Below are 19,670 nucleotides of genomic sequence, written 5' to 3' on the forward strand. Positions count from 1 at the left end.
TTTAAAGAATTAAATTAGCCAGTTATCATTTAAATTATCCTTTTTTACTCATGTGAAGTGCGATTCTGTTTCCTTCACAGTCTTTAAATTCTGCTACCCAGCCAAATTCGCCGTTTGAGGTTATGGGAAATAAAATCTCGGCACCATTTTTTACGGCCAGATTTATAGTTTCTTCAATATCTTCAGTGTTTAAATAAACAAGAGTTCCATCTATCGTAGGTTTGTATATTTCACCTTGAGCTAAGGCTCCCGAAATACCATTGTTGCCTTCGATAAGCGGAAAGAATGCCATTTCATTATCATGAATTCGTTCCCGTTCAAACTCAAAACCAAAAACCGCCGAATAAAATTGTATGGCTCTTTCGATGTTGGCTACCGGGATTTCAAAATAAACAACGGGATTCGATTTGTTTTTCATTTTGTTTGGGGCTATTTTTTTAGTGTAAGCGAAGTTAGAGAAAATTCTAGTTCAATTGACTGGATTTTATTTTTTCAATTTGTCGCTTGTGTCGAAGGATATGTACAATCGCATGTTCTGTAAGTTGTTCAATGTCGTACAATTGTCCCCAACCTGTTTTTATTTTTAGTGAGTCGTCAAATTGTTCTAATTCATTGTCTTTAATTTCTCGAAAAACATTTTCGGTAAAGATGAAAACATTCATTAAGTCTTTCAGATATTCGGCAATGGTTACATGAAAAATTTTGTCAGGTCGCTGCATATTGTACCCTTTCAGATTATGAATACTGATGGCATAGCTATAACCGGAACTTACTACGTGAGACAGAATGTTTTGTATGGATTTACAATCTTCGTCCGTTGTTTTTTCGTCTATGATGTGGGTCAAAACATTATCCGGAATAGTTTTAATAATATCCTGAAGATCTGTTATTGCTTGTTCGTAGATGTCAAGCAATGCTCCAACTGCTCCTTGTCTGTTCATTTTTGTGTTTTGTTAATTATTTTTGTTGCAATTTCAGAAATTTCTTCGTCGATTTCATCTTTAGTCGGGTCTTTTACGATTCTTTCGATTTCATTTAAAACCATTTGATCTTTAATGATCTCTCCAAAAGTATCAAGAATCCAATATTTCCAAACCTGATCCTGACTTTGTAAAATTTTCAATATTTCAGAAGAAATTTTTTCACAGTAAGTAATCAGAAACACTGCAATTGGTCTACTAACTGGCCAATTCATATCCTGTAACCATTTAAGTAAATCCGGAATAATAGACTCGATCTCTTCAAATGAGTAGTTTTTTAGTTTTTCGACTGTTTCGAAATCAAATTTATCTTTTGGGATTAAATTTTTGACATTCATATTGCTCAGATCTGTTAGTTGAATTTTGTATTATATATTGACCCTTATAAAAAAGCGTTTTTTTTCATTTGTTTTCTTAAAAAAAGAACGATTAAAAAGAAAATAAAAGCTAAGATTGCCAATCTTGAAGCATTTCCGGATGCACTCATTCGTGCCTGATGTTCTCTGCCATAAGGACCGGAATGTTTCATAGATCCGAGAACAAATTGCATTTTTTGAAAATTTGATTTATCATTTTTAGGATCATCAGAAAGGAGAATGTTGATCCAGCCTTTTTCTCCCAGACTTTTTGCTTCAAACAATGTTCTTCCGAACATATTATATCTGGCAAGCGAGTAATTTTGATTGGCGTTAATTATTAAGGTATCGCATTTGAAATCTTCGGCAGTAATTTTATTTAGCATTTTCAGCACACTTTCTGATCTTTCTGCGCCAGCTCCTGGATTTTCATAATATTGATATGCAATTGTTGGTGTTTCGCCGATTGCAGTAGAGTCTGTGAAAATTTTTCCATTCTCGTAAAAAGCATCATAATTTAATCCCTTATTTTCTTTTTTTATTTGCGAAAACTCGCTAGGAACCTGAAAACTGACATCTCGCAATTCGATTTTGTTTTGAGAGTAGAAACTAATTGTTGTAATTAAAATTAGTAAAAAGAGGTTTTTCATAGAGAGCTGATTATGATGTAAAAATGTATTAAGGAGTTTTGAATTGTAGATAAACTCTGTTTTTTTCTTATTGTAAAATAGTCTCTATTTTGGTCTCTGACTTTTCTTTGAGAACACTGTCAGGATGAAAATTCCAGACAATCAGAAATTTTCCTTTTGCAAGATATTCTTCCGGACGTTCGTCAGTTGGCTGACCGTCTTTTCCCCAAAGTAATCCTTGCAGAAACCTATCGCCCTTAAAAGTGTGTTCAAATTCAAAATACATTACAGATCCACGATCCGTTTTGCTTTTAAAATTTTGAATCGATTTACTTTTTAAGGTTCCGACAATGCTGGCGTAGGTTTCAATATCATTATAAAAAGTACAGGCTTGTGGAGTAATACAAATATTACCATCGTTTAAAGTGTAGCCTTTGGGAATTTCTTTTGGTTTTAGTTTTAGATCAGCAATTGTCTGACCGAATAAAGTAGTAGTAAATAATAAAAATAATACCGACAGGGGAATCGTAATTTTCATGGTTTTATGCTGTTAGGTTTGTTGAGCGAAAATAGTTTTTTTACTTTTTTCTTATTTTAACTTCTTTCTCTTTTTCGTCATAATATAAAAGATCTTTATTTTTTTCAAACCAAGATCTCCACTTTTTTATAGTTTTATCAGGCGGAAATACAGGCATATCAAATGCCTCTTCCATTTTGTAGGTAATGCCGGTTATATCTATCAAAAACTTTCGAGCTTCGTAAACCATGTTTAAACTTATCGATTCATTTTCGTTTTTAGATAATCTTTCAAATGATTCGAGGTTTTCCAGAAAGATTGCTTGAGGATTTTGTGCATTTACTTTGTTTGTAAAGGAAAGTAAAATCAGAAATAAAATAATGGTTAGTTTTTTCATAGGTTAGTTTATAAAAAAAGCACAAACTCTAAAGATATTTGTGCTTTCGTGAAATTTATATTTTTGAGTAATTATTTTCCTTTATATAATTTTTCTAAATACTCGTTTTTGTCCTTTTCAGCCTGAACCAAACGTTCGTAAAGTTCCACCACTTTATCAAGAGGATTGAAATTACAAGAATTGTTAGTTATAAAGCTACCAGTAACAGATTCGTGAAAAGTATTGAAGTAATTGATAACATTCTCTTCCGAAAAATTTTCAATAGCTTCAACGGTAACGCCAAGTACTTTTGCAATTTCTACAAGTTTTGCAGCTTCAATCGTTTCACTCGCCTCTAAATTAGAAACAGATTGCTGACTTACGCCAATTGCAATCGCAAGTGCTTCCTGCTTCATACCTTTAAGCTCTCTGATTCGGCTAATGTTTCTGCCAATGTGTTTTGATTTGGTTGCTGTGCTCATATTTCAAAGGTATTTAATTTTTTTTTACAAAATAGCTATTGGTAAAAAACAGGTTTTTTGGTACGATACTATTTTTGATTGATTTTGTATAGAACAAAGGTATGTTTTTTCGGATAGGATTTTTAATCTTTTCACTTCAGAATTTTATCTTCATCGCTAGCGCGAGCGTCCCGCTCGTGCTCGAAAATTTGTCTCGCTAATGAATCTTTATTAGTAGCAATAATCACTAACACATATTTTCCATTCATCATCATCCTGATCTTTACCTTTCAAATCAGAATATGTATTAGTAATACAATCTTTATCAACTTCAGAACCACATAAAGTGTATGAGATAAGTTTTATTACACTTGCTTTTTTATTTCCCCAAAATATTACCCCATATGTTGAATATGAAGAATATTTATAACTATTTGTAGCTTCATTTAATTCGGAACCCGTTAGAAATGTTACCTCGATCACATATTTTTTTGACCAACCGTCTTGAGTCATATATCTTACAGTACATGTCTGTACGTATTTTGCTGAAGCATTTAAGGTTATGAAAATAAATGCTATAAAAAGTAATTTTTTCTTCATATTGAATAAAATGTTGTTTTCAAATATAGTATTTTTATCGTTAAAATTTGTATTCATATTAGATGGATTACGTCAGGGATAGAGGCGGTATCCTTTTGTGAAGTGAAACGGAACAAAAGATATAGCCGAAAGCCCGGCCCGGAGGGAGATGCCTAAGGTATTAAAATTCAAGTCCCAATCATATTTTTGTAATGTCAAGGAGATTTTCGCACTGTTTGTCATTTCGACCGAAGGGAGAAATCACACTCGATAATTGATAAAGATTGGCGATTTTCTTTGCGGCATTTCTAGTGCGATTTCTCCCTTCGGTCGAAATGACAAGATTGTAAAAAAAAATCCCGCTTCAATTAAGAAACGGGACTTCGATGATATTCTCTTTTTTTTTATTTTAAACTGTTGCAGCAACTTCTTGTGGCAACGGAATTTGATTTTTAAGTAAATCTTCGAAAGTTTCGTGAGCACGAATCAGGATTCCCTGACCGTTCATCCATAAAACTTCGGCTGGTTTGTATCTTGAATTGTAGTTCGAAGACATGGAGAAGCAATAAGCTCCTGCATTTCTGAACGCTAAGATATCACCTTCTGTAATCTCTGAAATTCTGCGGTTATTGGCAAAAGTATCCGTTTCGCAGATGTAACCTACTACCGAGTAAAAACGCTCTTTTCCTTTTGGGTTGGAGATGTTTTCAATATGGTGCTGTGAACCGTAAAACATTGGACGGATTAAGTGGTTGAAACCACTGTCAACCCCTGCGAAAACTGTCGAAGTGGTTTGTTTTACTACGTTTACTTTGGCTAAGAAGAAACCAGCTTCGCTCACCAGGAATTTTCCGGGTTCGAAAATCAACGTTAAATCTCTACCGTATTCTGTACAGAAAGAATTGAATCTTTTAGATAATTTTTTACCTAATTCTTCAATATCCGTTTCGATATCGTCTTTTTTGTAAGGCACTTTGAATCCGCTTCCGAAATCTAAGAATTGTAATTCTTTGAAATGTTTAGCCGTATCAAATAAGATTTCAGCGGCATACAAGAATACTTCGATATCTAAAATATCCGATCCTGTGTGCATGTGAATCCCCACAATATGCATTTTTGTATTTTCAACAATACGCAAAATATGCGGTATCTGGTGAACAGAGATTCCGAATTTACTATCGATATGTCCAACGGAAATATTGGCATTTCCACCCGCCATTACGTGTGGATTGATACGAATGCATACCGGTATATTAGGATGTTTGGTTCCGAATTGCTCTAAAATAGATAAATTGTCAATGTTGATCTGTACACCCATTGCGGCTACTTCTTCGATTTCTTCTAAAGAAACTCCGTTTGGTGTAAAGAAAATTTTGTCAGGATCATAGCCGGCATGAAGGCCTAATTGAACCTCCTGAATCGATACCGTATCTAAGCCAGATCCCATGTTCTTTAATAGCTGAAGAATGGCAACGTTAGACAATGCCTTCATGGCATAATTAACTCTTAAGTTTTCTACCTTAGAGAAAGCTTTAGTTAACCTGTTGTACTGAGATTGGATTTTTTCGGCATCATATACATATAATGGACTTCCAAATTGGTCTGCTAACTGCAGTAAATCTTTTGCTTGCATCTGTAAACTATTTTCAGCAAACTTATTACTCTTTTGCCGATTGACAAATTTTAAATTGAAAAATAACAAATTGTAACAAATTGTTATAAAATAAACATTTAAAGTTTTTTTAACTTTTAGTGGTTTCTAATTCTTATTTAGAGTTAATAAAAATTATATTTGCCCCAAAATTACACTATTAGAGATTATTTATGAAAAAGATTATTACATTTTACCTGATTATCCTTACAACTTCGGTAGGATTTGCTCAGGAGAAATCAAAAGACAGTTTACAGACTAATAATTTAGAGGATATTATTGTAACGGCAAGCCGAAAAAAAGAGAGTATAAAAGAGGTTGTTTCTTCTATTACGATTGTTGGTGCTAAAAAAATCCAAAGTCAGACCTTGGTAAATTCGAATATCGGTAATATTTTGCAATATACAGTTCCGGGTTTAGCGACCGCAAGTAACCAAACTTCAAATTTCGGTCAGACTTTAAGAGGAAGACCATTTTTGGTGATGATTGATGGAATACCACAATCTACGCCTTTGAGAAATGGAGGTAGAGACCTTCAGGTAATTGATCCTTCGTCTATCGAAAGAGTGGAAGTTATTAAAGGTGCAACTTCAATTTATGGGAATGGTGCCGATGGAGGGATCATCAATTATATTACAAAGAAAAACCATTCTGAGGAAAAAATTAGCGGTTCGGTACAGCTGGGTTTGATCACACAACCCAAAACTTTTGCAGAATCATTTGGTTACAGAGCTTCACTTTCTTTGGCTGGAAAACTAAAAAAACTCGATTACGTTGTTGGTTTTACACAAGAAAGATCAGGAGTTTCTAAAGATGCTAACGGAGTAAACCTTTCGCCGTTTTATAGTTTATCGAATTTAAATACCTATAACGGATTGTTTAAAATAGGATATGCACTAACTGATACCCAAAGGTTAGAGTTCTCGTACATGGGGTATGCTTCAAAGTCATTCTTGGATCAGGACGTTAAGATTGGTAAATGGGGAGAAATTCCAACGATTGGAGTGGAAGCCGGTGGACGTTTGGGAACGCCTGAGGGAACTCCGAGAAACCATAATTTCAGAGTAGCGTATTCGAACTCGGAGATTTGGAACAACACTTCTTTAGATGTTAATGTTTATGCACAGGATTTCAGAACGGTTTATTCGTATGACAGAGATCAGTTTTTAAACGGAGGTCAATCGAATGTGGCTTCACAAAAGAAAGGGCTTCGCGTTAATTTTGATTCCCGTCTTTTTGCTAATGATACCTATAAAGCAGAGATCATTTATGGTTTGGATTTGCTTCAGGATAAAACAGTTCAAAAGTTAGAGGACGGTCGTTTTTGGACACCACAAATGAAAATGGTCAATACAGCTCCTTTTGCCTTAATCAAGTTTGATGCCTGGGGTAAATTTACTTTAAAGGCAGGTGCCCGATATGAAAATATTAAAGTTAAAGCAGATGATTTCAATACATTACCGGTATTAAATGCCAAAAATAATACCTATACCAAAAGTATTTTTGTTCAGGGAGGTAATTTAGATTACAACGCCCTTGTTGGAAACATCGGATTGCGATACAATATTATGCCGGAGGTAAATGTTTTTACAAGTTATTCTCAATCCTTTTCGATCAATGAGGTAGGGCGTATTTTAAGAACGTCTACCGAAAGTGTGATTTCAAAATTACCAACGGATCCTATTATTGTAAACAATTACGAAATGGGTGTGGCCGGAGCGATTAAAAAATGGTTCACCTATGAGGTAACCAGTTTCTGGAGTACCTCACAATTAGGGGCTACATCAATTCAATCAGCTGATGGTTCTTTTGCCATGCAGCGTGCTCCTGAAAATATTTGGGGTTATGAGGCAGTTATGGGCTTTAATCCAACAGAGTTTTTAAGTTTTGGAGGTGCTTTTGCCTGGATAGAAGGGAAGGTTGATAATGACAATAACGGATCGTACGAAAAATATATTAACGGATCCCGAATAATGGCTCCAAAGCTTACTACTTATGTTCAGATTCGTCCGTTGAAAAATTTAGATATTGAATTAAGTTCTTTGCATAATTTCAAAAGAGACCGATTTGACCCAAATCCAACCACAAATTTGTATAGTTTTAACGAAGGTCCGGTAAAAAAATATACGGTCTTTAATTTAAGCAGCTCTTATCTCATCAATAAATCATTTCGATTGGCACTGGGAGTGGAGAACTTATTGAATAAAGATTATTCTCCAAATATTGCCTGGTGGCAGGCCAGAGATAAAGATTTTGTAAGTGCTCCGGGAAGACGTACCACTTTGCAAATTCAGTATAATTTTTAATATTTTCCTTATTTGGAATAACAATTCTAATTTTAGAATTAAATATAATAAAGCCCCTTTTTTACATCTAAAAAGGGGCTTTTGTTTTTATAAAAGGGATGTTTAAAACCTATAAACTTGGTAAATCTCCATTTCCTTTGGTTGGCAGATTCGTAGAGCCCATTAAGAACAAATCGACTTCTCTTGCTGCTTCACGACCTTCTGAAATGGCCCATACAATTAACGATTGTCCTCTTCGCATATCACCGGCAGTGAAAATGTGCGGAACATTCGTCTGATAATTTTTGGCTTTATAGTTGTTTCTCATATCGATTTCCAGACCTAATTGTTCGCTTAGAGTTTTCTCCGGGCCTGTAAATCCTAAAGCCAATAGAGCTAAATCACAGGGCCATATTTTTTCTGAACCTTCTTTTTCGATTAGTTCAGGACGTTGCCCCGGAGTCATTTTCCATTGTACTTCAACGGTTTTTAATCCTACCAGTTCTCCTTTGTCGTTTGATAAGAATTCTTTGGTATTGATCAACCAGTTCCTGTCGCAGCCTTCTTCGTGAGAAGATGAGGTTTTTAACTGCAGCGGCCAAAAAGGCCAGGGAGTTGTTTCGCTTCTTCCAACCGGAGGTTTTGGTAAAATCTCAAAGTTGGTTACCGATTTTGCACCATGTCGGTTAGAAGTTCCGATACAATCAGAACCGGTGTCTCCACCGCCAATTACGATTACATCTTTACCGGTAGCCATAACCTGATCTTGAATTGATTCTCCAAATAAAACTTTAGTCTGCTGAGTTAAGAAATCCATTGCCTGAACAACGCCTTTGCTTTCGATTCCTTTAGTTGGTAAACTTCTTCTTTCGGTTGCACCACCGCACAATACGATAGAATCAAAAGCATTTAATTCGGCTACGCTATAGTTTACGCCAACATTTACATTGGTTTTAAAAGTGATTCCTTCCGCTTCAAGGATTGCTACACGTCTGTCGATAATTCCTTTTTCTAATTTAAAATTTGGAATTCCGTAACGCAATAAACCCCCTATGGCATTGTCTCTTTCAAAAACGGTAACGGTGTGACCGGCTCTGTTTAATTGCTGTGCTGCTGCTAAACCTGCAGGTCCTGAGCCAATAACAGCAACTGTTTTTCCAGTTCTGGTTTTTGGGGCCTGTGGTTTGATCCAGCCTTCGGCAAAGCCTCTTTCGATGATGTTTTTCTCGATGTTTTCGATGGCAACAGGCTCTTTGATGATCCCTAACACACATGATTTCTCACATGGAGCAGGGCATAAGCGGCCTGTAAATTCCGGAAAGTTATTGGTAGACTGTAAAATCTCTAAAGCACTTTGCCATTCTTCCTGATGTACCATATCGTTGAAATCAGGAATTAAATTTCCTAACGGACAGGAACTGTGGCAAAAAGGAATACCACAATCCATACATCTCGAACCTTGTTCTTTTATTTTATCTTTTGCTAACGGAATCGTAAATTCGTTGTAGTTCGTAACACGTTCTGCAACTGCTATATTACTTTCGTCGGCTCTGTTATATTCTTTAAATCCGCCTATTTTACCCATGACATTTTTAATTAAATCTAAATGATTAAATTCCAAATTCTAGTTTTTTACCGCAAAGAGCGCAAAGGCTTTTTAAAATTCTTTGAGAGTTTTTAAGTTCGCAAAGCTTTGAGGTTGATTTCAATCTAAAATCTAAAATCTGAATTCTAAAATCATTTATCCCGCTATTAATTCTTCTATTTTTTTCTCTTCTGCAATTCGCTGTAATGCTTTTTTGTAATCTGTTGGCATCACTTTTACGAAATTTTGCTGTTCATTTTCCCAGTCTGCTAAAATTCTTTTGGCTAATGGACTGTTGGTGTACAGAGAGTGGTTTTTGATCAGTTTTCTTAGTTTTCTCACGTCCTCGTCTTCGATAGGGTCAAAAGCAACCATTTCCATGTTGCATACCCTTGCATCGAATTGCTGATTTGGGTCGTACACATAAGCAACACCACCACTCATACCTGCGGCGAAGTTTCGTCCTGTTTTTCCTAAAACAACTACTGTACCTCCCGTCATGTACTCGCATCCGTGATCTCCAATTCCTTCTACAACGGCAGTTGCTCCGGAATTTCTAACACAGAAGCGCTCTCCGGCAATTCCATTAATATAGGCCTCTCCGGTAATAGCTCCGTAAAGGGCAACGTTTCCGATAATGATATTTTCTTCAGGTTTGAAAGTGGCAGTAGGAGGGACTTTTACAATTAATTTTCCTCCTGAAAGTCCTTTTCCTAAGTAATCATTACAGTTTCCGTGAATTTTAAACGACAATCCGTTGGTGGCAAAAGCACCAAAACTTTGTCCGGCAGAACCTTCAAAATCAACTAAAATAGTATCATCAGGTAATCCTTGTGCGCCATAAATTTTTGAAATCTCATTACTCAAAATCGCACCTACAGAACGGTCTGTATTTTTAATTTTAAAGGTAACTCTGGTTTTTTCTTTTCTGTAAATAGACGGAATTGCTTCTTTAATGATATCAAAATCCAATACATTTTCAAGCTGGTGATCTTGTTGTGTTGTGTTGTGATTTGGTACCGTTTTGGCTTTTTCCGGTTTGTATAAAATCGATGATAAGTCTAAGCCATTGGCTTTGTAATGTTGGATCGCTTTGTTCACATTTAATTTTTGCGACTGACCTACCATTTCTTTTAAAGTTCTGAAACCTAATTGCGCCATGATTTCTCTTAGCTCTTCGGCAATAAAATACATGAAGTTGATGACGTGCTCCGGTGTCCCTTTGAAATTTTTTCTCAATTCAGGATCCTGAGTAGCAATACCAACCGGACAGGTATTCAAGTGACAAGCTCTCATCATAATACATCCGGAAGCTACAAGCGGAGCCGTTGCAAAACCAAATTCTTCTGCTCCTAATAAAGCGGCTATCGCTACGTCACGACCCGTTTTTAGCTGTCCGTCACATTCCAGAACCACACGGCTTCTTAAATCGTTCAAGATCAAAGTTTGTTGCGCTTCGGCTAATCCAAGTTCCCATGGAATACCTGTATGTTGTAAAGAAGTTAAGGGTGCAGCACCAGTTCCTCCGTCGTAACCTGAAATTAAGATCACGTCAGCTTTTGCTTTGGCAACACCGGCTGCGATGGTTCCAACGCCAACTTCGGAAACTAATTTTACATTGACACGAGCTTCACGATTGGCATTTTTTAAATCGTAAATCAACTGAGACAAATCTTCAATAGAGTAAATGTCGTGGTGCGGAGGAGGTGAAATCAAACCTACATAAGGGGTTGAGTTTCTGGTTTCGGCAATCCAAGGTACTACTTTTTCTCCCGGAAGCTGTCCGCCTTCACCCGGTTTAGCCCCCTGAGCCATTTTAATCTGGATCTCTTTAGCGTTGGTCAAATAGTTGATTGAAACACCAAAACGTCCCGAAGCTACTTGTTTGATCGCACTGTTTCTCGAATCTCCGTTAATTTCTTTCTGGAAACGTTTTGGATCTTCTCCGCCTTCTCCGGAATTACTTTTTCCGCCAATTCTGTTCATGGCAATCGCTAGGTTCTCATGCGCTTCTCTACTGATGGATCCGTATGACATGGCTCCGGTTTTGAATTTCTTCACAATTTCAGTCCATGATTCTACTTCATCGATAGAAATCGGATCTAAATTATTGAATTCAAATAAACCTCTGATGGTCATTAAGTTTGAGCTTTGCTCATTGACCATATTCGAGTATTCTTTATAGCTTTCAGGACTGTTTAAACGAACAGCTTGTTGTAATTTAGAAATAGTGGTGGGGTTAAACATGTGTTTCTCTCCACCGCGTCTCCATCTGTAAATACCTCCAATTTCAAGAGAAAGTAAGTTGGCAATTTTTGAATTTGGAAATGCTTTTTGGAAACGTTTCTTCACTTCTTTTTCGACTTCCATCAAACCAATTCCTTCGATTCGCGATGGGGTGTAAGGGAAGTATTTTGAAGTAAAGGTTTTGTTTAGACCTAAAATCTCGAAAATCTGTGCCGCTCTGTACGAATGTAGAGTAGAGATACCAATTTTGTTCATGATTTTAACGATTCCTTTTGCAATGGCTTTGTTGTAATTTACAATCGCATAATCTGCTTTTACACCTTTGATGAAGCCCTGATTCACCTGATCGTGAATAATTTCGTTTACCATGTATGGATTGATCGCACTTGCTCCGTATCCGAACAGTAAAGCAAAATGATGAGGTTCACGAGGTTCTGCAGATTCTATTATGATTCCGAATTTTGAACGAACCTGTAAAATATTCAAAGAGTGATGAATGTACGAACAAGCCAGTAACATTGGTATTGGAGCCAGTTCTTCGCTTACGCCTCGGTCTGATAAAATAATGACATTGCATCCTTCAGAAACGGCTTTAAAGGTGGCCTCAACACATTTTTCAAGTGCGCGCTCCAGTCCGTTAACTCCTTTTTCTATTTTATATAAGGTAGAAATAGTAGCCGATTTGAAATCAACGTGGTCAATGTTTCTGATTTTATCCAAATCCTCATTGGAAATAACCGGATTTTGGATTTTTAGTTTTTTACACTGCTTAGATTCAATTTCAAAAATATTGAAATCACCGCCAATGGCTAAACTGATATCGGTAATGATCTCCTCACGAATACCGTCTAAAGGCGGGTTAGTCACCTGTGCAAACAATTGCTTGAAGTAGTTGTACAACAATTGCGGCTGGTCTGATAAAACAGCCAAAGGCGTATCATTACCCATAGAACTGATCGCTTCGGCTCCCTGACCTCCCATTGGGTTGATGATGGTTTTTAAATCTTCAATCGTGTAGCCAAACAACTTTTGTCGGGTCAGGAAATCCAGTTTTTCAACCGGAGTTGGATTATTGGTATACGGTATTTTAGATAAAGGCAATAAGTTAGCATCGATCCATTCTTTGTAAGGGCGTTTGGTAACGATGGATTTTTTTACCTCGTCGTCTTCGATAATACGGCCTTCGTTCATATCTACCAGGAACATTTTTCCAGGCTCTAAACGACCGTGCTGAATCACATCTTCAGGATCGATATCCAAAACACCAATTTCTGATGACATGATGACAAAACCGCTTTTGGTTAAGGTATAACGTGATGGACGCAATCCGTTACGATCTAATAACGCACCAATGACGTTACCGTCTGTAAACGGAATAGAGGCAGGGCCATCCCAAGGCTCCATAATACAAGCGTTAAACTCGTAGAAGGCTTTTTTCTCCGGAGACATGGTTTGATGTTTTTCCCAGGCTTCAGGGACCACCATCATCATGGCTTCCGGTAGGGAACGTCCTGTCATTAATAGAAGTTCTACTACCATATCCATAGAAGCAGAATCTGATTTTCCTTCTAAGATAATTGGGAATAGTTTTTTGATATCATCGCCAAAAATTTTGCTTTGCATCAATTCTTCACGGGCGCGCATACGGCTAACGTTTCCGCGAAGCGTGTTGATTTCACCGTTGTGACACATGTATCTAAACGGCTGTGCTAAGTCCCAGGATGGGAATGTATTGGTAGAGAAACGTTGGTGCACTAATGCCAAACGAGTCACTAAATCGGGATCTTTTAAGTCAACATAATAACGGCTGATGTCTTCCGGCATCAAGAGACCTTTATATATTATGGTAGTTGTCGATAAACTAGAGAAATAAAACATGTGGCTTTCGGAGGTTTTAGATCCTCTAATGGCATGCTCGGCAATTTTTCTAGCTGCAAAAAGTTTTGCATTAAATTCATTTTCAGTTAAATCCTGACCGTTTTTGCTAACAAAAACCTGTTTAACTGTTGGTTCTTTTTCTGCGGCGATTTGCCCTAAATTTTCTACTTCAACCGGTACATCTCTCCAACCCAGAATCTTTAAATTTTGATCCTTAATAGTCGATTCGAAAGCGTTCATACAAAAAGAAACCTGGTTTTTGCTTTTTGGTAAAAAAACCATTCCTACTGCATACTCACGTGTTTCAGGGATTTCAAAATCACATACTTTTTTAAAAAAATCATGTGGGATGTCGAATAAAATTCCAGCTCCGTCTCCAGTTCTTCCATCAGAACTAACTGCACCACGATGTTCCAATTTTATTAAGATATCCAATGCTTTGTGAATAATATCATTTGATTTAATACCATTCAAATTACAAATAAATCCTGCACCACAATTGTCGTGTTCAAATTCAGGCAAATAAAGCCCTTGTTCTTTAACTTTCATTCTTGATATTTTTTTTACAAAAATAGAGATTTCGTTAAACATAATGTATTGAAATTGCGATTTGGCTTTCATTTTTGTTGTAATATTAGAAAAAGACTTCTTAATTGATAATAATGTTATTTTGGCCATTGCGAATTATTAAAATGACAATACAGACTAAAATATAGTATGAAAAATCGCTGTAAGACTAATAAATACGGTGGTCTTTTTGTTAAATATCAAACGTTTTAGTGATTTCTAGTTAATATTAACAAATTATTTATTTAACCATTTCTTTGCTTTCAAAAAGAATAAACGTTTCGTGCATATCACTCTCGTTTTTTAATTGAAAAAGATTTTACTATTAAGTTGATTTTTGCTACTTTTGTCGCACTTTTATTCTGAAATAAATTCAGAACCAGACAAATTCTATATTATGAACATACACGAATATCAAGGAAAAGAAATTTTAGCAAGTTACGGAGTACGCATTCAACGCGGAATTGTGGCTAACAATGCGGTTGAAGCTGTGGCTGCTGCAAAACAATTAACTGCCGAAACGGGTACAGGATGGCATGTGATAAAAGCACAAATTCACGCAGGTGGACGTGGAAAAGGTGGTGGAGTGAAGTTGGCTAAAAACTTGCAACAAGTTGAAGAAATTGCTGAACAAATCATCGGAATGCAATTGATTACTCCTCAAACTTCTGCTGAGGGTAAAAAAGTAAACAAAGTTTTAGTTGCTGAAGATGTTTACTATCCTGGTGAAAGCGAAACTTCTGAGTTTTATGTTTCTGTTTTATTGAATAGAGGTACAGGACGTAACATGATTATGTATTCTACTGAAGGTGGAATGGATATCGAAGAAGTTGCTGAGCATACACCACACTTAATCTTTACAGAAGAAATTGATCCAACTGTTGGATTACAAGGTTTTCAGGCAAGAAGAATTGCTTTTAACTTAGGTCTTTCTGGAAATGCTTTTAAAGAAATGGTGAAATTCATCGATTCATTATACAACGCTTACGTTGGTTCTGATGCATCTATGTTCGAAATCAACCCGGTTTTGAAAACTTCAGATAACAAAATTATGGCTGTTGATGCTAAAGTAAATATCGATGATAATGCTTTATACAGACAAGCAAAATATGCTGAGATGAGAGATATCCGTGAGGAGAATCCAATCGAGGTTGAAGCTAAAGAAGTAGGATTGAACTATGTAGATCTTGACGGTACTGTAGGTTGTATGGTAAACGGAGCTGGTCTTGCAATGGCAACTATGGATTTAATTAAATACGCTGGATTTGAGCCTGCTAACTTCTTAGACGTTGGTGGAACTGCTGATGCAAAACGTGTTGAAACAGCTTTCCGTATCATCTTAAAAGATCCAAACGTAAAAGCTATTTTGATCAATATCTTCGGAGGAATCGTTCGTTGCGACCGTGTTGCTCAAGGTGTTGTTGATGCTTACAAAAACATGGGTGACGCTATCAATGTGCCAATTATCGTTCGTTTGCAAGGAACAAATGCTGAAATTGCAAAAGAATTAATTGACAACTCAGGTATGCCAATTTTATCAGCTGTTCAATTTCAGGAAGCTGCTGACCAAGTTAAAGCTGCTCTTTCTTAATTCAATAAGAAATCAATTGATATAGAAAATCCATTCCGAAAGGAGTGGATTTTTTTGTTTTTATAACCGCAAAGCACGCAAAGAATTACGCAAAGTTCGCAAAGTTTTTTTAGCCACGAATTCACGAATTATTTTTTATAATCTTTGAGAATAAAAATTCGTGAATTCGTGGCTTTTTTAAACAAATTGCTTTGCGAGCTTTGCGCTAAGTTAAATTCTTTGCGTGCTTTGCGGTTAAATGATTCCTGACTATTTTAAAACCGCTGCCAGTTCAACAATTTCAAAATCGGGATTGTGTTCAACAAATTCCCTGATCATAGCAGTATGTCCGGCTCCTAATAAAACCATGATTTTGTCGTCTTTACTTTCGGTTAGTTTTTGAATTAAAGCATACATATAAAGGTTTCTTCTGTACCATTCCGAAACTAAGTAAGCCCCCACAAAATCGTCCGTTTTGCCTCCTTTAGTAGCCGTTTCAACATACCAGCCAATATTGTCTTCATTCGATTTTTTAGTATTGATATCTAACAGTAGTTCAGTCAGTGAATATTTGGCAATTTTTTCATTTTGACTCTTTTCATAATATTTCATCGTTTCTTCATTCTTTTTGATTAGATCAAACTGACCGGCGGCTGTCATCCCTTTTACAAGACTGTCATATGGAAAGTCGGTGTTGTTGTAATCAATGGCATATAGCTTTTTATGGCCTAGCTTTTTAGCTGATCTTAAAGCGACTTGTACAATTTCATCTGATTGTTTATGAAGTAAACTGTCCGTATTTCTATTGTAGAATTTGTCCAGTTTGTCTTGTTTTTGGTAGTTCCATTCGACAAAGATTTTATCCGGACCAAACTTTTTAATTTTATTGGCGATGTTCTCCAGTTCCTTTTGGCTTCTGTCTGACATCACATTAAAGCTGTTGATTTTAGCAACGTCAAGTCCCGGGTTTTCAAAATGGAAGGTTCCAAGTAAAAGTATTTGTTTTTTCTTTGACTGTCCGGAAATGGTATTAAATGCGATAACAGCAAGTAATAGTAAGGTGATTTTTTTCATGATGATTGGTTTTTAAATTCAGGACAAATGTAGCATAGGGTTTCAGGTGAAATTTTAGTTTTTGATAAACGTCAAATTTCAGATTACAAACCTTGAGAATCTGCGGTTGAAAAATTTGGTGTATCGTTTTTAATGGTTCGTCACCCAAAAGAGAGGTTTTGTATAAATATAGTATCCATATGAAGTCATAGTTGTATTTTTGAAAGGACAACAACATTATTATGAAGCTAAAAATACCATTGTCTTATCATATTTTTCTTTTTTTGGGATTGTATATCACCTTTAATCTTTGGGAAATTGGGATAAACAATCGGGATCTGGATCTTGTATTCAACAGGATTTCCTTTATGTTTAACATTAGTTTTATAGTGGTAATCTTTATTGTCTACTTTCTGAATTTTCATACTTTCTGTAAATGGTTTTTAAACAAAAAGAAAATTCTCTTGTTTGTGATTAGTATTCCTATCACCTTGTTGATTTTTGCAGCAATACGTTATTTTGTTCAGGAAGTGATACTGTATGAGCTTACCGGAATTCATAATTATGCAAAAGAAACCAGAGAGATCAGCTATTATATTAAGGATAATTTTTTCTTTGGCCTGCCTGCTGTTATTTTGAGCAGTCTGGCTTATCTGTTCTTTCATTTTCAGGAAACGCAAAAACAAAATCAGGAATTAGTATTAGAAAATAAAAAGGCAGAACTCCAAATGTTGAAATCGCAGGTGAGTCCGCATTTTTTGTTTAACACCTTAAATTCCTTTTACAGTCAATTGGTTTTGAAAGAGGATGAAATGGCTTCGGATATTTTGGTACTTTCGGATTTGCTGCGTTATGTCATTACAGAAACGGAGAAAGATGAGGTATTGCTTTCCAAAGAAATTCAGTTTGTAGAAAACTACATTCATTTGCAGAAAAAAAGATTTGAAGATCAGCTTTATCTGGATTTTGTAATTGATGGTGATTATGCAACAGAAAAGATTCTTCCGTCGGTGTTGGTGCATTTTATTGAGAACGTTTTCAAACATGGAAAATTGAATAAAGAAGAGGAGAAAGCGGTTATTGCTATCGTAATAAAAGAAAATTTTTTAGAGCTGTCAACCTTTAACTATAATGGTGCAGGCGAAAATTATTCTTCAACCGGAATTGGTTTTGATAATCTTAGCAAACGTTTAGAGCATGCTTATAAAGGGGAGTTTACACTCGAGAAAATAGCAGAAAAGAATACCTTTAAAACCTATTTAAAAATACCATTAAAAAAGTAATATGAAATTGAAGTGTATCATTGTTGATGATGAACCGCCGGCAACGCGTATTCTGGAAAATTATATCGGGAAAGTATCTTTTTTGGAAAAAACAGCTGTTTTCAATGATGCGTTGAAAGCATTGGAATTTCTAAATACGCATAGTGTTGATGTTATTTTTCTGGATATTCAGATGCCACAGCTAACGGGTTTGCAGCTTTCCAGAATCATTTCTAAAGAGATAAAAGTAATTTTTACAACGGCTTATCCTGATTTTGCTTTAGAGGGCTTTGAATTGAATGCTGTAGATTATTTACTAAAACCAATCGCTTTTGAAAGGTTTTATCAGGCGGTTTCTAAACTAAATGGGGATTCAAAAACAGAAGTTGTATCGAATAACCATTCGGCTGAATTTATTTTTATTAAAACTGACGGAAAAAATAAATTTATAAAGTTGTTTTTAGAGGAGATTTTATATGTTGAAAGTCTTCAGAATTATGTTTGTATTCATACGTCGAATCAGCAAATTATCACACATTCATCCTTAAAAAATGTTGTTGAATCACTGCCCGAAAATGGTTTTGTTCAAATTCATAAATCGTATGTGGTAGCTTTAAAACATATTGAGTCAACAGATAATTTTTCGGTTTTTACAAATGGGAAAGAACTCCCGATTGGGGCAACTTTTAAAGATGCTTTTTTTGAGAAAATAGAGGAGAATAAAATTTAACCGCAAAGGGCGCAAAGTTTTTTTTAGATTGCGTTTCGTAACCGCAAGGAGCGTAAAGTTTTTTTTAGATTGCGTTTAGTAACCGCTAAGTTCGAAAAGTTTTTTCTTAGATTGCGTTTCGTAACCGCAAGGACCGCAAAGTTTTTTTCTTAGATTGTGTTTAGTAACCGCAAAGGGCGCAAAGTTTTTTTTAGATTGCGCTTAGTAACCGCTAAGTTCGCAAATTTTTTTTCTTAGAAAGTGCTTAGTAACTGCAAAGGGCGCAAATTTTTTTTCTTAGATTGTGCTTAATAAACGCAAAGTTCGCAAAGCTTTATCCATTATAGCTTTGCGAACTTTGCGTTTGTATAGATTCTTATAGTTAAAAACCCTTGCGCTCTTTGCGGTTAAACAAACAGTACTATTTTTTATTCTTACCGTTTTTATATACTACTTTTTCTACCACTACTGGTTTTCCATTGCCTTTTGGGAACTCTTTTTTCTTAGGTCTTTTATCAGCTGAACTTGATTTTGAAGGGCTTTGATCGCCTCTTGCTCTTTCAGAATCTTTAGGAGCAGCTTTAAATTCAGGTCTGTCCTTTGTGCTGTCTTTCTTTGGAATCTGAGCTTTATGCTTGGCTAAAACATCATTTGGGTTTTTAGGATTTTCTTTCGTTCCTCTTAAATGAATTACCAGTCCGTTTAAGAAATTACGCAAAACCTGATCACCACACTCCATGTAATTCTCATGATCTTCGGCTCTAAAAAAAGCGCCCAATTCTGATTTTGAAATTCTAAAATCTACTAATTCTAAAATTTCTACTATTTGGTCGTCACGGAGCATCAAAGCCACGCGAAGTTTTTTTAGGATATCGTTGTTTGTCATTTTTTGTTTTTTAGTTTCAAGTTTGTTTTTAGTTTCAAGTTCCCACAATCTTCGTCGGAATCACAAACTATACACTTAA

The 19,670-nt window shown here is 35.8% G+C and carries 17 protein-coding genes; 4 read left to right on the plus strand and 13 right to left on the minus strand.

Annotated features, from left to right (window positions below; translation table 11 throughout):
• Nucleotides 1–34 precede the first annotated feature (34 nt).
• From LNQ34_RS14605 to lysA, 9 genes are all read right to left on the minus strand, one after another.
• On the minus strand, nt 35–418 hold the full coding sequence (locus LNQ34_RS14605; protein WP_230000265.1) for a VOC family protein: 384 nt from the start codon (nt 416–418) through the stop codon (nt 35–37).
• Nucleotides 419–464: 46 nt separating this feature from the next.
• Nucleotides 465–941, minus strand: a complete 477-nt coding sequence (locus tag LNQ34_RS14610; RefSeq protein WP_230000266.1) for a DinB family protein — start codon at nt 939–941, stop codon at nt 465–467.
• Nucleotides 938–1,318 (minus strand): DUF5071 domain-containing protein, encoded by a 381-nt coding sequence (locus LNQ34_RS14615; protein WP_230000267.1) that lies wholly within the window; start codon nt 1,316–1,318, stop codon nt 938–940. Before LNQ34_RS14615 ends, LNQ34_RS14610 begins: the two co-directional genes overlap by 4 nt.
• A gap of 44 nt (nt 1,319–1,362) precedes the next feature.
• The gene (locus LNQ34_RS14620; RefSeq protein WP_230000268.1) at nt 1,363–1,986 is read right to left on the minus strand and encodes a hypothetical protein; all 624 of its coding nucleotides are present in this window, start codon (nt 1,984–1,986) and stop codon (nt 1,363–1,365) included.
• A 67-nt stretch (nt 1,987–2,053) separates the two neighbouring features.
• Nucleotides 2,054–2,503 (minus strand): hypothetical protein, encoded by a 450-nt coding sequence (locus LNQ34_RS14625; protein ID WP_230000269.1) that lies wholly within the window; start codon nt 2,501–2,503, stop codon nt 2,054–2,056.
• 40 nt (nt 2,504–2,543) lie between these two features.
• The gene (locus tag LNQ34_RS14630) at nt 2,544–2,879 is read right to left on the minus strand and encodes a hypothetical protein (RefSeq protein ID WP_230000270.1); all 336 of its coding nucleotides are present in this window, start codon (nt 2,877–2,879) and stop codon (nt 2,544–2,546) included.
• Between the two features lie 71 nt (nt 2,880–2,950).
• The gene (locus LNQ34_RS14635; protein WP_230000271.1) at nt 2,951–3,340 is read right to left on the minus strand and encodes a helix-turn-helix domain-containing protein; all 390 of its coding nucleotides are present in this window, start codon (nt 3,338–3,340) and stop codon (nt 2,951–2,953) included.
• A gap of 210 nt (nt 3,341–3,550) precedes the next feature.
• Entirely contained in the window at nt 3,551–3,976 is a 426-nt protein-coding gene (locus LNQ34_RS14640) for a hypothetical protein (protein ID WP_230000272.1), read from the minus strand.
• A gap of 331 nt (nt 3,977–4,307) precedes the next feature.
• Entirely contained in the window at nt 4,308–5,600 is a 1,293-nt protein-coding gene (gene lysA, locus LNQ34_RS14645; RefSeq protein WP_255567764.1) for a diaminopimelate decarboxylase, read from the minus strand.
• A gap of 122 nt (nt 5,601–5,722) precedes the next feature.
• Between lysA and LNQ34_RS14650 the strand changes: the two genes are divergently transcribed.
• Complete coding sequence (locus LNQ34_RS14650; protein ID WP_230000273.1) at nt 5,723–7,855, plus strand: TonB-dependent receptor; 2,133 nt, start codon at nt 5,723–5,725, stop codon at nt 7,853–7,855.
• 109 nt (nt 7,856–7,964) lie between these two features.
• Here the strand turns inward: LNQ34_RS14650 and LNQ34_RS14655 are convergent, their stop codons facing one another.
• Nucleotides 7,965–9,419, minus strand: a complete 1,455-nt coding sequence (locus tag LNQ34_RS14655; RefSeq protein WP_230000593.1) for a glutamate synthase subunit beta — start codon at nt 9,417–9,419, stop codon at nt 7,965–7,967.
• Nucleotides 9,420–9,575: 156 nt separating this feature from the next.
• On the minus strand, nt 9,576–14,093 hold the full coding sequence (gene gltB / locus LNQ34_RS14660) for a glutamate synthase large subunit (RefSeq protein ID WP_026109875.1): 4,518 nt from the start codon (nt 14,091–14,093) through the stop codon (nt 9,576–9,578).
• A 415-nt stretch (nt 14,094–14,508) separates the two neighbouring features.
• Here gltB and sucC point away from each other — a divergent pair, with 415 nt between their 5' ends.
• Nucleotides 14,509–15,702, plus strand: coding sequence for an ADP-forming succinate--CoA ligase subunit beta (sucC, locus tag LNQ34_RS14665; protein ID WP_173967052.1), 1,194 nt, complete (start codon nt 14,509–14,511; stop codon nt 15,700–15,702).
• Between the two features lie 249 nt (nt 15,703–15,951).
• Here sucC and LNQ34_RS14670 read toward each other — a convergent pair whose 3' ends face one another.
• Entirely contained in the window at nt 15,952–16,755 is an 804-nt protein-coding gene (locus tag LNQ34_RS14670) for a DUF5694 domain-containing protein (protein ID WP_230000274.1), read from the minus strand.
• 221 nt (nt 16,756–16,976) lie between these two features.
• Here LNQ34_RS14670 and LNQ34_RS14675 point away from each other — a divergent pair, with 221 nt between their 5' ends.
• Complete coding sequence (locus LNQ34_RS14675) at nt 16,977–18,017, plus strand: sensor histidine kinase (RefSeq protein ID WP_230000275.1); 1,041 nt, start codon at nt 16,977–16,979, stop codon at nt 18,015–18,017.
• Nucleotide 18,018: 1 nt separating this feature from the next.
• Nucleotides 18,019–18,726 (plus strand): LytR/AlgR family response regulator transcription factor, encoded by a 708-nt coding sequence (locus LNQ34_RS14680; protein ID WP_230000276.1) that lies wholly within the window; start codon nt 18,019–18,021, stop codon nt 18,724–18,726.
• Between the two features lie 400 nt (nt 18,727–19,126).
• On the opposite strand, the gene LNQ34_RS14685 is transcribed toward LNQ34_RS14680, so the two are convergent.
• The gene (locus tag LNQ34_RS14685; protein WP_202701938.1) at nt 19,127–19,591 is read right to left on the minus strand and encodes a DUF1456 family protein; all 465 of its coding nucleotides are present in this window, start codon (nt 19,589–19,591) and stop codon (nt 19,127–19,129) included.
• Between the last annotated feature and the right edge of the window lie 79 nt (nt 19,592–19,670).

The sequence above is a fragment of the Flavobacterium lipolyticum genome (assembly GCF_020905335.1).
Classification (GTDB): Bacteria; Bacteroidota; Bacteroidia; order Flavobacteriales; family Flavobacteriaceae; genus Flavobacterium; species Flavobacterium lipolyticum.